The organism is Natrinema longum, from assembly GCF_017352095.1.
GTDB lineage: Archaea > Halobacteriota > Halobacteria > Halobacteriales > Natrialbaceae > Natrinema > Natrinema longum.
This window is the reverse complement of sequence record NZ_CP071463.1, coordinates 2,775,914-2,789,059: the sequence shown is the minus strand read 5'-3', so window position 1 is coordinate 2,789,059 and position 13,146 is coordinate 2,775,914. Positions and strand designations below refer to the sequence as shown.

15 protein-coding genes are annotated in these 13,146 nt (G+C 61.5%); 11 read left to right on the top strand and 4 right to left on the bottom strand.

Annotation, left to right across the window (positions count from 1 at the left end):
- Positions 1–43 precede the first annotated feature (43 nt).
- Positions 44–934: an alpha/beta fold hydrolase gene (locus tag J0X27_RS13775; protein WP_207269742.1), complete on the bottom strand. Its 891-nt coding sequence runs from the start codon at positions 932–934 to the stop codon at positions 44–46.
- An 85-nt stretch (positions 935–1,019) separates the two neighbouring features.
- Between J0X27_RS13775 and J0X27_RS13770 the strand changes: the two genes are divergently transcribed.
- Entirely contained in the window at positions 1,020–1,664 is a 645-nt protein-coding gene (locus J0X27_RS13770) for a helix-turn-helix domain-containing protein (RefSeq protein WP_207269741.1), read from the top strand.
- Positions 1,665–1,724: 60 nt separating this feature from the next.
- Here J0X27_RS13770 and J0X27_RS13765 read toward each other — a convergent pair whose 3' ends face one another.
- Positions 1,725–2,018 (bottom strand): DUF7562 family protein, encoded by a 294-nt coding sequence (locus J0X27_RS13765; RefSeq protein WP_207269740.1) that lies wholly within the window; start codon positions 2,016–2,018, stop codon positions 1,725–1,727.
- A gap of 113 nt (positions 2,019–2,131) precedes the next feature.
- Between J0X27_RS13765 and J0X27_RS13760 the strand changes: the two genes are divergently transcribed.
- Entirely contained in the window at positions 2,132–2,611 is a 480-nt protein-coding gene (locus tag J0X27_RS13760; RefSeq protein WP_207269739.1) for an RNA-binding protein, read from the top strand.
- Here J0X27_RS13760 and J0X27_RS13755 read toward each other — a convergent pair.
- The gene (locus tag J0X27_RS13755) at positions 2,601–2,795 is read right to left on the bottom strand and encodes a hypothetical protein (RefSeq protein ID WP_207269738.1); all 195 of its coding nucleotides are present in this window, start codon (positions 2,793–2,795) and stop codon (positions 2,601–2,603) included. The genes J0X27_RS13760 and J0X27_RS13755 overlap by 11 nt on opposite strands.
- 65 nt (positions 2,796–2,860) lie before the next feature.
- Here J0X27_RS13755 and J0X27_RS13750 point away from each other — a divergent pair, with 65 nt between their 5' ends.
- The 4 genes from J0X27_RS13750 to J0X27_RS13735 all read left to right on the top strand — a co-directional run bounded on the left by J0X27_RS13750 (position 2,861) and on the right by J0X27_RS13735 (position 6,048).
- Positions 2,861–3,097, top strand: coding sequence for a UPF0058 family protein (locus tag J0X27_RS13750; protein WP_207269737.1), 237 nt, complete (start codon positions 2,861–2,863; stop codon positions 3,095–3,097).
- Between the two features lie 257 nt (positions 3,098–3,354).
- The gene (locus J0X27_RS13745; RefSeq protein WP_207269736.1) at positions 3,355–3,717 is read left to right on the top strand and encodes a cell division protein SepF; all 363 of its coding nucleotides are present in this window, start codon (positions 3,355–3,357) and stop codon (positions 3,715–3,717) included.
- Positions 3,718–4,885: 1,168 nt separating this feature from the next.
- A complete protein-coding gene (locus J0X27_RS13740) occupies positions 4,886–5,722 on the top strand; it encodes a hypothetical protein (RefSeq protein ID WP_207269735.1) in 837 nt (278 codons plus the stop codon).
- Positions 5,723–5,727: 5 nt separating this feature from the next.
- Complete coding sequence (locus J0X27_RS13735) at positions 5,728–6,048, top strand: hypothetical protein (RefSeq protein ID WP_207269734.1); 321 nt, start codon at positions 5,728–5,730, stop codon at positions 6,046–6,048.
- A 96-nt stretch (positions 6,049–6,144) separates the two neighbouring features.
- On the opposite strand, the gene J0X27_RS13730 is transcribed toward J0X27_RS13735, so the two are convergent.
- Positions 6,145–6,339, bottom strand: a complete 195-nt coding sequence (locus J0X27_RS13730) for a cold-shock protein (RefSeq protein ID WP_097380130.1) — start codon at positions 6,337–6,339, stop codon at positions 6,145–6,147.
- Between the two features lie 479 nt (positions 6,340–6,818).
- On the opposite strand from J0X27_RS13730, the gene J0X27_RS13725 reads away from it, so the two are divergent.
- The 5 genes from J0X27_RS13725 to citZ all read left to right on the top strand — a co-directional run bounded on the left by J0X27_RS13725 (position 6,819) and on the right by citZ (position 13,052).
- Positions 6,819–9,206, top strand: a complete 2,388-nt coding sequence (locus J0X27_RS13725; protein WP_207272090.1) for a rhodanese-like domain-containing protein — start codon at positions 6,819–6,821, stop codon at positions 9,204–9,206.
- Entirely contained in the window at positions 9,207–10,478 is a 1,272-nt protein-coding gene (locus J0X27_RS13720) for a Coenzyme F420 hydrogenase/dehydrogenase, beta subunit C-terminal domain (RefSeq protein WP_207269733.1), read from the top strand.
- A gap of 86 nt (positions 10,479–10,564) precedes the next feature.
- Complete coding sequence (locus J0X27_RS13715) at positions 10,565–11,233, top strand: helix-turn-helix domain-containing protein (protein ID WP_207269732.1); 669 nt, start codon at positions 10,565–10,567, stop codon at positions 11,231–11,233.
- Between the two features lie 40 nt (positions 11,234–11,273).
- Positions 11,274–11,648, top strand: coding sequence for a VOC family protein (locus J0X27_RS13710; RefSeq protein ID WP_207269731.1), 375 nt, complete (start codon positions 11,274–11,276; stop codon positions 11,646–11,648).
- 255 nt (positions 11,649–11,903) lie between these two features.
- Positions 11,904–13,052, top strand: coding sequence for a citrate synthase (gene citZ / locus J0X27_RS13705; RefSeq protein WP_207269730.1), 1,149 nt, complete (start codon positions 11,904–11,906; stop codon positions 13,050–13,052).
- The last annotated feature ends 94 nt before the right edge of the window (positions 13,053–13,146 follow it).

The window sequence follows — 13,146 nt, the reverse complement described above, 5'->3', positions numbered from 1 at the left end:
ATCGACCACCGTTCGGGTCGCGACAGCAGGCTCGGACGAGCCGCTACTGCTGTGACCGAACGATTCGTGACCTGCTCCGAAGCAGTGTGGTCAGATGGCCCGCGTTCTCGAGGACGGTCAGATCGCCGTTCGGGAGCTCCGCACGGAGTCGGCGCGCTCCCTGAACCGGGGCGTTCGCGTCGGCATCGCCGTGCCAGAGGCGGACCGTGTGGGCGATATTCGACAGTGAAAACCCCCACTCGTTCGCGAAGAGGCGCGTCTCGGTGACGAACCCGTCCCGATGTCTGGCGAACGCTTCGAGAAAGTCGCGTCGAAGACAGTCGGCGGCAGCCGGCGGGATTTCGGCGCGTTCGGTCGCGGTCGCGTACTGGGAGAGAACGACGGCTGGAGGCGTCCGTCCGGCGACTCGAGTCTGGACGCCGAGCAATCCCTTCAGGAGCAGTGGCGTCCGCCTCGCCAGCGTCCCGAGGAGCCGCTGTATGGGTGGGAGCGTGGACACGAGCGACTGCGGCGGCGCGCCGGAGACGATCTCGATCCGCTCGACGAGATCACCCCGCGTCGCGGCGACTGCGAGCGCGTGTGGTCCACCGCCGGAAAAGCCGACGATCCCGGCTCGAGCGACGCCGGCGTCCGCGAGCACCGCGGCGACGATCGCGCCGGTATCGGTGAGCTTCCAGTCGGGATCGGGGGCCGATCGTCCGTACCCCGGCCGGTCCGGTGCGAGAATCCGGACGCCGAGATCCCGTGCACGGTCGTCGAAGAGTCGCCCGAAGACGCGCGATCCGGGGGTGCCGTGCAGGACGACCAGTGGGGTTCCCCCGGGTGCACCGTATTCGGTGTAGGCGATCCGCCGTCCGTCCTCGTCAGTGACGATCGTTGGCGAGGCCACCTCGTGGGTCGTCTTTCCGTCCGAATCCGAGCGTGTGCGAGTCACTACGTCCTCGTTGGCACCGATCGGCGGAGGGGCTTCTCCCGGATAGGTGCGGTCTTTTAATATCTGCCGGCGACAGTATCGACCGATGAAACAGGTCTCGTTCAGCGTGACGTTTCCCGACGGGATCGCCCACCCGTTACACCGCCGACTCGTGTCGTCGGACGACGTGTCACGAGCGGAGTTGCTGATGTGGGGTCCGATGGGAACCGTAACCACGCTACTCTGGTGTGACGGCGGACGGGATGCCGTCGCCGACCTGCTGAGCGCCGTCGGCAGTATTACCACGACGGCGTTCGTCGACGGCTCCGACGGCACGTACGCGTTCGTCCATCAAACGGAGTACGAGTTCGCAGACGCCGTGCTGGATCTCGTCTCCGACTCGAGAATCGTGTTCCTGCCGCCGGTTACGTTCCGGGATACCGGGACCGTTCAGTTCGAGGCCGTCGGGGAGTCCGACGCGCTGACGGGGTTTTATACCGAACTCACCGACCTGGTCGAGGGGACGATCGACCGCGTTCACGAGTTCGACCGTCGTCCGGCCTCGACCGCAGTGACGGACCGACAGCAGACGGCGCTCGAGGCCGCCGTCGCCGTCGGCTATTACGACGTTCCGCGATCCGGGACCGTCGAAGACGTTGCCGACGAACTCGGGTGTGCCGGGAGCACGGCCGGCGAACTGTTACGGAAGGCCGAAGCCGAACTCGTCGCGAGGGCGACCGAGTCCGGCTGACGTCACCGTCTCCCGTCGGCCCGTACACTGGGTTCTCACCCGGCCCGTAGCCGTCGGTCGTCAGGATTCCTCCTCGAGCGTTCCGTACCGCTCCTCGACCGCCGAGAGATAGCTCGCGAGGAAGGCGTCTCGGTCCCGTTCGCCGGCCTCGAGTTCGACTAGGAGGTCCTCGAGTTCGGCCCGCGGGTGATGGCACAGCTCGCGGTGACAGGACTTACAGAGGTGTTCGAAGGTCTTGTCCGCGCGATCCCAGCGGTCACCGTGCTTGTCGTACTCGCGGGCCTCGTCGCGCGGGCACTCGATACCACAGGCGAGACACGTCACGGTCTCGGTACGGGTCCGAGAGGGCCACATACGCGGTCCGACGGCGTGAATACACTTAGCAATTGGCACGCGAGCGGTGTCGGCTGACGACCCGCAGGGTCGGGAACGGGCCTTTTATTTCCGGACCACGCGTTGCTCCGACCATGCAGGTCAAATCTCGACACCACCTCCGCAGCGATGCCGTCTCGGATCTCGAGGACACCCTCGAGGAGCAACTCGGCGTCTCGCCTGCGGGTGAAGCCTACGAGCGCGTCGAGTTCGAGGACACCGACTGGGAGGTTATCCTCATCGACGGCGAACCACAGGTCGCCTACTTCGACGATGCCCCGTTCCTGACGGTTCGCGGTGCGAACGCTTACGATCCCGAGAAACGGCTGGTCACCGTCGACGCGGGGGCCGTCTCCTTCGTCAGCGACGGGGCCGACGTGATGCGACCGGGAATCACCGAGGCGACCGACGACGTCTCGCCGGACGATCTGGTCGTCATCGCCGAGGAATCCCACGGGAAGGTCCTCGCGATCGGTCGCGCCCGCGTCGACGGCGCGGACATGGTCGGCGAGGAAGGCAAGGTCGTCGATTCGCTCCACCACGTCGGTGACGAACTCTACGAGTTTACCGGGTAGTCCGCTCGGCGACGACGCACCGGTCGTCTTCCCCCGCGGCCGTCCGCTGATCGTGGCTCCCGGAGTCGTCGCTGGACGCTTCTGAGCGCCGGCGCTCTCGGTCGACCCCCTCGAGTCGGACGGTGCCTCGCCCCGAGCGGCAGACCACGACCCCCTCGAGCCGCCCCGTTGCTGTCACAGTCACTCACATTAGTACACCAAGAAAATACTGCAAAATTCTTTATGGATGACGAAGTGCTGAATGCTCTCATGAAAAGCCAAGAGCACATCCACCTTCATGCATTGCTGTTCGAAGTGCGTCGAGACCTCGAACAGGAGGGGACCGTTCCACCTGGCGCGTTCGACACCTACGATGAACAACCAGTTCGCCCCACTCACATTCACAAGGGGAAGGAAGCACACAAGAACGGGATCAAACTGCTGTTGAAAGGGATTAGGCGATCCATTCAAAAACACCCACCTCCGGAGAACGCGCCGCCGACGTGACGAGCCGAACGCCTCCGTCACCGACCGCTGGTTTCGACGGAACTCACGGCGGCGTGCTGTCGCTGCCGAGACGACGTATACATGGACGTACAACGGCCGTACGTTTTAATCGACACTGTCGGGAAGGCGAGAAGGCGTCGTCGCTGACGTGTCCCCGTGACTCGAGCCAGCCGTTCCGGTCGGATTTCCGGACGGTCCCGGAGACGGGACCGTGTCTGACGTAAGAACTATACTCGCGGCGGCGGTGGGTATCGCCAATGGGACTCATGAGCAAAATTCTCGGTGGCGACCAGTCCAGAACCGTCGAGGACTACGCCGAACTGGATCTCGACGACGCCTCGACGAGCCCGGCCGAGGCGACGATGCAAGTACACATCGCGGAGGTCGGGGGCCAGGCCGATGCGATCGACATCAAAGACGCCGTCTACGACGGCGACATCGTCATCGCGGACATCACACGCCTGCGGACCGAGGACAGCACCGTCGAACACATCGTCGACGAACTACGCCAGGTCGCACAGGAAGTCGACGGCGATATCGTCCGGAAAGGCGACGACCAGATGATCATCACGCCGACCGGGGTTCGGATCAGTCGCGAAAAACTGGGCCAGAAACTGTAGTCACGCCTCGAGTTCGCGTCGACGCTCCGGACAGGACACAGTTCCGTTAGGACCGGTACCTTGTTTTCCGGTGGTTCCGCCCATTCCCCTATCGAGGTGCGGACGGTCTGACGATACAGTCACGCCGCTATGGGGGGACTAAGAGCGGTGCGATAAACAGTAGTAGAGTGTCGTCAGAGACGACTGCCTATAGTAGCAACTGAAAGTCATTGCACTCCTGATCGCACGACAGCGTTGCGATCAGTGTGTAAATCGTTTCAGTTGCTACTATAGATTCAAGAAGTCCTCGTAGGACTCGAGGCGTTCGTCGATCTCGGCGTTGGTCTGGGCCCGTAGTCGATCGTTCATCGCCTCGAGGTCATCGATTTGCTCGTAAAGATGCTCGTTTTAAAGCCTTTTAGCAATGTTCTATCGAGTTACACGAAAGCCATTGACAAACTCGCATCACAAATATTAATACTTCTCAGACATAATATGAATTAAATGGTCTCCCGACGTACTATCCTGTCAACTGTAACATCCACCATGTGTGTCAGTCTTTCTGGGTGTATCTCATCAATTTATTCTAACAATCAATCAGTTCTCAGTTGTATTGAGATAGCTAATGCAGATACCCAATCTCATACCATTCACGTACGTGTTAGTTATGAAGATAAGGATATACTTTCTGATTCATATGTAATCAAGGGCCGCAAAGAATCGGGTCCACTTCAGCATCAATGGATCAATCAAGATTGGCCAGATAAATCGGGATATTTCCGCATTCACATGCGTATGGACAGAGATTCAGAGTGGACAACGGTTGACTCTAAAGAAGCATCTGACGGATATGCCCTCCAGCTCGCCTATTGGATTGGGAGAGATGGTTCGGGAATACCGCTCTGGGAAACAATTGACTCAGAGACCCATGAAGGAGGTTGTCAAGAGTCGATTGTAGTACCATCCTAAGTCTCAAGTTGAGTAATATTGGATTCCCCTTGAGTCATGTCATTAGTTGATAGGCAAGCGACTGTGAAACAACACTACAAGATAACAGATAGTCCTCTAGCTACCACATCTAAACCAGACCAACTATTATAATATTATTTACTATTTATATTGATAAAGTAGAATCTAATTTCCGCAATAATAAACATTAATATGCCCTGTGTTATATATTGAACTGAATATGAAATATAAAAATAAGCTGTTCGGAAGAAGAAACTACCTGGGAAAGGTTGCTACAGGTGTTGGTTCAATCGCTGTATTATCAAATGCGACATCTGCTAAGAAAAATAATATAAAACGGGAAGAAACCGAAAATGGAGTCTTTATTTCGACAACTCATTCATCTGGGCTTGTTCGTCCCGATATAATGGATGTTAGGGAAGAAGTACTTCCAGAAAAGAGTAATGGTGCCATTTCAAAACCAAGTTCGGTTATTAATAAAGATAAGTCTAGTAAAAAGGTAGCATATTATCTTGGATGGGTTGATAATGGTCCATACGAAAGATTATGGTCTGCCCCACCAACAACTTCTGCGAAAGAGAAAGAGTATAAAATAAATGGTGCCCGAAAAGCTGTTTCAGAAAGTATAGAAAATAAATCCTCTAGTAATTCAATTTCTAGTAGCTCAATCACCACTACCGACACGGTTGACGGAGATGATGGAATTAGTGCAGGCCCAGATTGGAATCACATTGGGACCGTAGTAAATGATGACTATGCAAGAGTAACTGTTGATGGGGAAGAGTATACTCTCGGGAGAGTAGATATAACGGGGAGACTTTATGAAACTGATGATATTTCTGGTGATCGCCAACTTGGATGTGTAGTTTCTTTTCTCCAATGGCCTGGAGCATATCTTGATGATCATGAGGAGTCTGTGTCGAATGGTAAAGGATATAATAACAAGACCTATGTCGAACAAGATTGGTCACATGACGGTAGACATAATAAAAAATTATTGATTTTGCACCAGATCCGGATAATTCGGATGGAGGGATTGACGGCGATATTAACCTAGAATCTGTGACATTTGGTGCTGATGCTTCAGGCGCACATGGCGCTGTTACGTTATCACCTAGTGACGGTGATGTTGATAATATAACTAATGAATCCGACCCAGATGATTCAGTTAATACCAAATATGAGTATGGTGGTGTATTGGATGCAGGCAATGCTGGCGGAAATACTGTAGTTCGAGCAGGGAACAGCGGTGTCTTCTACGGTGACTGGACTGAGGACGAATCGAATATTGTCCTCTGTAAAGCCAGTGGAACATTTGAAGCTAGAGGAGATGTTATGGAGAAAGAGACTATAGATCCTGGTTACGTTTTCAGTGGGTATTAGCTAATATAGTAGCAACTGAAAGTCATTGCACTCCTGATCGCACGACAGCGTTGCGATCAGTGTGTAAATCGTTTCAGTTGCTACTATAGTTCGAACTTACGTTCGGACGACGTTCGTCGCGCGTGGGCCCTTGGGAGCCTGTTCGATGTCGAATTCGATCTCTGTGCCTTCTTCGAGGTCCGGACCGCCAACATCTTCCATGTGGAAGAACACGTCGTCGTCCGCGTCGTCCGTCGAAATGAAACCGTAGCCGCCTGTGTCGTTGAAGAAATCAACGTTACCTTTCGCCATTACAAACAAACGTAGAGCGGATTCGGGGATAAGAGTTCCGAGAGTCGTGGTACCACGACCTCCCCGTGGGAGTCGATGTTGGGACGACCCAGCTCGGGGACTCGGTTCGGTCCTCCCCGTTCGCTTGGAACAGGAATTTGTTGCTGCATCCGGCGACGGACCGGGCGCGGGGCCACCCGCGAGAGACGGACGCTGAGCAGTTCGTTTCGTCTCGAGCGCCGAATAAAAGCAGTTCATACCACGGGTAATGAAGTTGTCACGAACGCCGACGGCTCGCTGCCGTCGTCCGGGAGCGACGGTACTGCTTACCCGTACGCGTAGCTGAAAGGGGTCTCGGCTGCTACCGCCAGCCACAGCATGATCGAGACAGTGTCGAAGATCCGATCTGACGGCGTGACCCGGAGTCCGCTCGAGCCGCGAACGGACGGGGACGCCGACCGTCACGACGCGGGTGACCGCTCGTGAGTTCCGCCCTCGGAATCGTCTCGCCGGCGTGGCTCGAGGCCAACCGCGACGCGGGTTCGGTGGTCGTCGTCGACGTCCGGGAGGCCCGCGACTACGAGGAACTGGGGCACGTCCCGGACGCGGTCACCGTCCCGGCCGATCGGTTCCGGGATCCCAGCAGCGTCGCCGATGGAAAGCTCCCGGCCGCCGACGACTTCGCGGCGCTCCTGTCCGCGGCCGGAATCGATCGCGAGGATACCATCGTCGCCTACGGTGACGACGGCGGCCCGCTCGCGGCGCGGTTTCTGCTGACCGCCACCGTCTACGGCCACGAAGGGAATCGCTATCTGCTCGACGGCGGCCTCGAGGCGTGGCTCGAGGCGGGAGATCGATCCCTCTCGACCGACGCCCCCGATCCCGAACCGACTGCCTACGAGGCTCGCCTCCGGGACGATGCGCCGATCGTCGACCGCGAGGACGTCGACGCTGCCGTCGAAGGCGACGCCGTCGTGGTCGACACCCGAACCGCCGCGGAGTACGAGCAGTCGCGGGTTCCCGGAGCCGTCCACCTCGACTGGGCGGACCTGCTCGAGGACGGCTGGCTCAGAGACGAGGGGGCGCTCGAGGAGCTACTCGCCGAGCGCGGGATCACGCCGGATGCACGGGTCGTCCTCTACTGTAACACGGCGCGGCGACTCAGCCATACCTACGTCACGCTTCGACACCTGGGCTACGAGGACGTGGCCTTCTACGAGGGGAGCCTGACGGACTGGGTGCGCGCCGAAGCGCCGGAGTGGGACCCCCTCGAGTTGCAGGAGCAGGTCCGCTACTACGCCGACAACGGCGGCTTCGAGGCGATGGTCGACGAGTTGGGCGAGGACGTGCTGGGCCGCCTGAAATTGATCGGGCTCTACCACCAGAAACAGCGGGGCTACTTCATGCTCCGGACGCGGGCCCCCGGCGGCGTCCTCACCGCCGAGCAGGCCCGCACCGTCGGCGAGGTTGCCGACGAGTTCGCGAGGGCTCCCGAGGCCTACGGCGGCCCCGACCAGAACCCGGTCTTCGGCGACGGCTACCTCGACGTGACGACGCGTCAGGACGTCCAGATGCACTGGATCGAGATCGAGGACGTCGCCGAGATCTGGGACCGCTACGACGCGGTCGGACTCTCGACGATGCAGGCCTGCGGGAACTCGGTGCGCAACGTCGTCGGCTGTCCCGCGGCCGGGCTCGACCCCGACGAGACCGTCGACATCCAGCCCGTCGTCGAGCGGGTGAGCAAGCGGTTCCTCGGCGACCACCACTACGCCAACCTCCCCCGGAAGTTCAAGGTCAGCGTCACCGGCTGTCACGAGGACTGCGCACGGTCGGGCATTCAGGACCTCGGGCTGACGCCCGCCCGCAAGGACGGTCGCGATGGGTTCCTCGCGCGGGTCGGTGGGGGCCTCTCGGACGGCCCGCGAGTCGCTAGCGACATCGATCTGTTCGTCGAACCCGACCAGGTCGAGGACCTCGTCGCCGCGATGGCCGACCTGTTCATGGACCACGGGAGCTACCTCGACACCGCGGTCAACCGGCTGCGATTCCTCGTCGCCGAATTCGGACCCGAGGCGTTCCGCGAGGAACTCGCAACCTACGCCGACTTCGAGTTCGTCGAGCCCGACGAGACCCTGACGATGGACTACCGCGGGGATCACGTCGGCGTCCACGAACAGGGTGACGGCCGCTCGTACGTCGGGTTGAACGTCCCGACTGGCCGTCTGGCCGGCGCGGAGTTCGCCGACCTCGCTCGTCTGGCCGCGGATCTCGGCGACGACGAGTTCCGCCTGACGCCCAACCAGAACGTCCTCGTCCCGCATCTGGACGACGACGAACTCGAGGACTTGCTCGCGGACCCGCTGCTCGAGCGCTACAGCCCGGATCCGGGGCCGTTCACCCGCGGGATCGTCACCTGCACGGGTCGGGAGTTCTGCAACTACGGGATCATCGAAACCAAAAACCGGGCGATCAGATGGGCCCGCGAGTTGGACGACTGGGCCACCGAGGCCGGGATCGCCGACGATCACGAGGCGATCCGAATCCACATGTCCGGCTGCTCGGCCTCCTGTGCCCAGCCACAACTGGGTGACTTCGGGCTGCGCGGCGAGGTCTACCGCGACGACTACGAGTCCGGGCGAGCGGCCGACCTCGGGCTCGGCGGCGACCTCGGGAACGACGAGTTCATCGACTGGCTCGTCGGGAAGATCCCGATCGGCGACGTGCCCGGTGTCGTGAAGGCAACGATGCGCGCCTACGACGCCGACAGCGAGCCCGGCGAGTCGTTCACCGAGTGGACGCGCCGGACATCGAACGCGGCGCTGCGGGAGATCGTTACTGACGAGCCGGCGCGCGACCCGCCAGCCATCGGGACGGAGGTGAGCTAGATGTCGGGTACGAACCCGTCGGACGCGGCGAGCGGTCCCCGTCCCGGCGTCCCGCAAGCGGGCGTCAAGGGCGTCGGCGAAGACCCGCGCGAACAGGACCGCGACGTCGCCGAGGCACCCGGCAAGATCTGGTTCAGGGACCTGGACGAAGCCGTCATCGAGGCCGACCGCTGTATCCAGTGTGCCTCGTGTGTCGCCGCCTGTCCCTCCGACTCCATCGGCATCGACGAGGACGAGGGCCGACCCACCCTCGTCAAGATGTGTACCGGCTGTTCGCGCTGCTGGGACTTCTGTCCCCGCAGCGGCCTGCGCTACGAGCGCCACCTCGAGCTGACCCGGGCGGAGCGCGGCCTCGAGGAGCCGGTCACCTACGCCGCGCGAGCGACCGGCGACACCGCCGAGGCGGGACAGGACGGCGGCGTCGTAACGGCGCTGCTCGCGGCGCTGATCGAGGGCGGCGAACTGGACGGCGCGGTTGTCGCCCGGGAGTGCGACGACGACCCGCTCCGTGGCGAGGCGTTCCTCGCGACCTCCCGCGAGGACCTGCTCGAGGCGGGCGGCAGCATCTACAACCAGACGATGGGGCTGGGACAGATCGAGACGCTGCTCGCCGACGCAGCCATCGGAACCGACGACCCGGACCTCGCGCTCGTCGGCACACCCTGTATGATACAGGGCGCGACCGCGCTCGATCGCTACGACCACGCGCCGGCCGACCCCATCGCGCTCACGGTCGCGCTGATGTGTACCCGTAGCTTCGAGCACAGCCGTCTGGTCTCGCGTCTCGAGTCGTTCGGCGTCGATCCCGACGCGGTCGACACGCTCGACATCAGCGACGGACGGCTTCGCGCGGTCGACGGGAACGGCGAGTCGCTCCTCGAGTCGGCCGTCGACGCGTTCGACGCGGCGGGACTGCGCGGCTGCGACGAGTGTGCCGATCTCGTCGGCGGCGCGGCCGACATCAGCGTCGGCAACGTCGGCAGCGAAGACGGCTATACGACCGCTATCGTCCGGACCGAAACGGGAGAAGCCGCCTGGAATCGGGCCGTCGCGGGCGGCCTCGAGACGACGGCGATCGACCGGCCGGCGGCACTCGAGAGAGTGGCGGAGTGGAACCGGCGGCGTGCGGAATCGATCCTCCCGCGGGAGTACGACCCGGACGATAGCATCGGCATCAGCTACGAGCACCATCGGGCAGCCTACGACGGGACGGACCGCGAGCCGGAGCCGCTGAACCCGGCTCGTGTCCACCAGTACGAGGAGTGGTGCTGACTGGGTCGCGCGATCCGTGTGAGGTATTTTCATCCGGCGGGAATTCCCGGGGCCGGTTATGGCGCGTGCGGCCGTACCGATTCGGTATGACGGGCTTTCGTGCAACGGTCGTCATCGACGAACCGGGTGACTGTCCGGTCGCCGATATCTCCGGGGATACCGGCGAACCGGTCGACTCCGTCTCCCGATCGGCTCAGGCGACGGCCGACGGAACGGTCGTCGAGGAGTTCGGCATCGCCGCGGATGCCTCGATCGGCGAGGAGTCCGACGTGGAAGTGACGCCGGTTCAGTCCACCGATCGGGAGTCGATCTATCGATTCGAGCGCGACAGCGGCGTCGACTGTGCCTGCGAAATCATCGAGCGAACGGGAACCCCGGTTTCGTCGGTCCGCGGTCAGGACGGTGCCTTGCTCCTTTCCTTTCGGACGCTCGAGTTGGCCGAAATCGCCGACATAGTCGACGACCTGCGGATGTATTTCGACGGGGTACTCGTCGAAGAACTCACGCAAGACCACGACGACGCCACCGCGGATCCCGTCGTCGTCAACCGCGACGCGCTCACGACCAGACAGCGGGAGATCCTCGAGACGGCCCACGAGATGGGCTACTTCGAGTATCCGAAGGGGGCGAACGCGACGGATGTCGCCGAGGAACTCGACGTCGCCCGATCGACCTTCACCGAGCACCTCGCAGCAGCCCAGACGAAGTTGATGGACGCGATCCTGGAGACGGAGACCGAATCCTCGACCCGGTAGTCCCGGTACCACTTTGACGATCCGCGTTCTCCCCGGTGACATGGACGTCATTCACACTGCGCTGTGGGTATCGGACCTCGAGCGAACGCGGGAGTTCTACGTCGACGCGCTCGGACTCGAGGAGAACTGGTCGTTCTCGACCGACGACGGCGTCGAAAACGTCTACATCGGCGGCGAGAACGGCGAGTTCCAGTTCAAATACGATCCCGAGGACGGACCGGAGACCGACTCGGGGACGATGGCCCACGTCGCCGTCAGTGTCGACAGCACCGACGAGACCTTCGAGCGACTGGTCGATCGAGAGGAGCCGCCGGTTCACACGGAGCCGACGACGATGGCCGACATCGGCGTCCGCGTCGCGTTCGTCGAGGATCCGAACGGCTACGTCGTCGAACTGGTCGAAGCACTCGATTGAGGTCGGTCCCGCACAGTCCGGGGCGTTCGCACGTGGTTCGAGACGCGACGACGAACGCGGGACCGTAGTCAGCGATTCCCAATGAAAGACGATTACAGTACCCGGTCGGGAATCGATTGACTGTGTGTTCGTTCGATCATCGAAATACCACCCGTACGTGTTCGTAAAAGCGGTAAAACACACACATCCAATGTGCCGACCGCCGCCACCGGCCAAACGATAATACTTTTCCATTGGCGTCCGAAATCCCTGACTATGTCTGACGACCTCAAGAAAGGGCTCGAGGGCGTGTTGGTTGCCGAATCGGAGCTCAGTTCGATCGACGGTGACGCCGGTCGGCTGATCTACCGCGGCTACACGATCGAGGATCTGGCTCGTGGCGCGAGCTACGAGGAGGTGCTGTACCTGCTCTGGCACGGTCACCTCCCGACGGCAGACGAGCTCGAGCCGTTTACCGACGCGCTCCTGGCGGAACGCGAGGTCGACGACGACGTGCTCGCGACGATGGAGCGACTCGCGGCCGCGGACGAACAGCCGATGGCCGCCCTGCGGACCGCCGTCTCGATGTTCTCGGCCTCCGAGCCGGAAGACGACGCCGACCCCGGCGACCTCGAGGCGACGCTCCGGAAGGGGCGTCGCATCACGGCCAAGATCCCGACCGCGCTCGCGGCCTTCGAGCGCTACCGGCTGGGTGAGGAGCCGGTCGATCCCAATCCCGATCTGGGACTGGCCGCCAACTTCCTCTACATGCTGACCGGCGAGGAACCCGACGAGATCGCCGCCGAGACGTTCGATCAGGCGCTCATTCTCCACGCCGACCACGGGCTGAACGCCTCGACGTTTACCTCGATGGTCATCGGGTCGACGATGGCCGACATTTACAGCGCCGTGACCGGCGGCATCAGCGCCCTCTCGGGGCCGCTCCACGGCGGCGCGAACCAGGACGTCATGGAGGTCTTAATCGAGATCGACGAGAGCGACCTCGACCACCGCGAGTGGGTCGAGCAGGCGACCGAAGAGGGTCGTCGGATCCCCGGCTTCGGCCACCGCGTCTACAACGTCAAGGACCCTCGCGCGAAGATCCTCCAGGAACGCAGCAAGGAACTCGCCGAAAACGGCGAGGACAAGTGGTACAACTACACCACGACGATCGAACAGTACCTCTCCGAGGAGAAAGGTCTCACCGAGAAGGGGATCGCCCCGAACGTCGACTTCTACTCCGGCTCCGTCTACTACCAGCTCGGCATCCCGATCGACATGTACACGCCCATCTTCGCCATGAGTCGTGCCGGCGGCTGGATCGCTCACGTGCTCGAGTACCAGGCGGAAAACCGCCTCATCCGCCCGCGTGCCCGTTACACCGGGCCCCAGGATCAGGAGTTCGTCCCGCTCGAGGATCGGTAACCGCCTCGAGTCGAGTCCAGCGATCCCCTCCCCTCGTTCTCCGCGCCGATCGATAGCGATCAGATCGGCTATCGTCCCCGTGTTCGGCTGCAGT

What these genes read in the sequence shown, in the direction of transcription:
- J0X27_RS13770 (WP_207269741.1), top strand. Translation starts at nt 1,020, where the DNA reads ATGAAACAGGTCTCGTTCAGCGTGACGTTTCCCGACGGGATCGCCCAC.
- J0X27_RS13765 (WP_207269740.1), bottom strand. Translation starts at nt 2,018, where the DNA reads ATGTGGCCCTCTCGGACCCGTACCGAGACCGTGACGTGTCTCGCCTGT.
- J0X27_RS13760 (WP_207269739.1), top strand. Translation starts at nt 2,132, where the DNA reads ATGCAGGTCAAATCTCGACACCACCTCCGCAGCGATGCCGTCTCGGAT.
- J0X27_RS13750 (WP_207269737.1), top strand. Translation starts at nt 2,861, where the DNA reads ATGAAAAGCCAAGAGCACATCCACCTTCATGCATTGCTGTTCGAAGTG.
- J0X27_RS13745 (WP_207269736.1), top strand. Translation starts at nt 3,355, where the DNA reads ATGGGACTCATGAGCAAAATTCTCGGTGGCGACCAGTCCAGAACCGTC.
- J0X27_RS13740 (WP_207269735.1), top strand. Translation starts at nt 4,886, where the DNA reads ATGAAATATAAAAATAAGCTGTTCGGAAGAAGAAACTACCTGGGAAAG.
- J0X27_RS13730 (WP_097380130.1), bottom strand. Translation starts at nt 6,339, where the DNA reads ATGGCGAAAGGTAACGTTGATTTCTTCAACGACACAGGCGGCTACGGT.
- J0X27_RS13720 (WP_207269733.1), top strand. Translation starts at nt 9,207, where the DNA reads ATGTCGGGTACGAACCCGTCGGACGCGGCGAGCGGTCCCCGTCCCGGC.
- J0X27_RS13715 (WP_207269732.1), top strand. Translation starts at nt 10,565, where the DNA reads ATGACGGGCTTTCGTGCAACGGTCGTCATCGACGAACCGGGTGACTGT.
- J0X27_RS13710 (WP_207269731.1), top strand. Translation starts at nt 11,274, where the DNA reads ATGGACGTCATTCACACTGCGCTGTGGGTATCGGACCTCGAGCGAACG.
- citZ (WP_207269730.1), top strand. Translation starts at nt 11,904, where the DNA reads ATGTCTGACGACCTCAAGAAAGGGCTCGAGGGCGTGTTGGTTGCCGAA.